This window comes from Pseudomonas agronomica, assembly GCF_025917275.1.
Lineage (GTDB): Bacteria > Pseudomonadota > Gammaproteobacteria > Pseudomonadales > Pseudomonadaceae > Aquipseudomonas > Aquipseudomonas agronomica.
Genome location: NZ_JAOSHO010000941.1, coordinates 1 through 822, shown reverse-complemented (window position 1 = coordinate 822; position 822 = coordinate 1). Strand labels below are relative to the sequence as shown.

The window sequence follows — 822 nt, the reverse complement described above, 5'->3', positions numbered from 1 at the left end:
ATCAGCGTCGAAGCCCACGACCTGGCCTACGTGCTCTACACCTCCGGTTCCACCGGCCAACCCAAGGGCGTGATGAACGAGCACGGCGCCTTGATGAACCGCCTGCACTGGATGCAGGACGCCTTCCCGATTGGCCCGAACGACCGTGTGCTGCAAAAGACCCCGTACAGCTTCGACGTGTCGGTGTGGGAGTTCTTCTGGCCGCTGATCACCGGTGCAACCCTGGTGGTTGCCCGTCCGGACGGTCATCGCGACCCGGCCTACCTCAGCCAGTTGATCCAGCAGGAACGGGTCACGACCTTGCACTTCGTCCCGTCGATGCTGCGTGCCTTTGTCGAGGAGCCGAGCCTGGTCGACTGCCACAGCCTGCGCCAGGTCTTCGCCAGCGGCGAAGCCTTGCCCGTGGACCTGGTGCGGCGCTTCATGGGCCAACACCCGGCGGCACTGGTCAACCTGTACGGCCCGACCGAAGCGGCCATCGACGTTTCGGTCTGGCGTTGCTCGGCCAATGACATGATCGTGCCGATCGGCAAGCCCATCGCCAACCTGCGCCTGTACATCCTCGACGAGGCCCAGCAACCGCTGCCGATTGGCAGCATCGGCGAGCTGTACATCGGCGGCGTCGGCGTGGCCCGGGGTTACTTGAAACGCCCGGACCTGACCGAGGAGCGCTTCCTCGCCAGCCCGTTCGTGGCCGGTGACCGGCTGTACCGCACCGGTGACCGTTGCCGCTTCCTCGCCGATGGCAACATCGAGTACCTGGGGCGTCTCGACCATCAGGTGAAGCTGCGCGGCCAGCGCATCGAGCTCGGGGAAATCGAC

1 protein-coding gene is annotated in these 822 nt (G+C 65.6%); it reads left to right on the top strand.

Features of this window, described 5'->3' with window-relative positions; genetic code table 11:
• Positions 1–822, top strand: an 822-nt coding sequence (locus tag OC610_RS28255) for an amino acid adenylation domain-containing protein (protein WP_264432974.1), incomplete at both ends; no start/stop codon positions are given.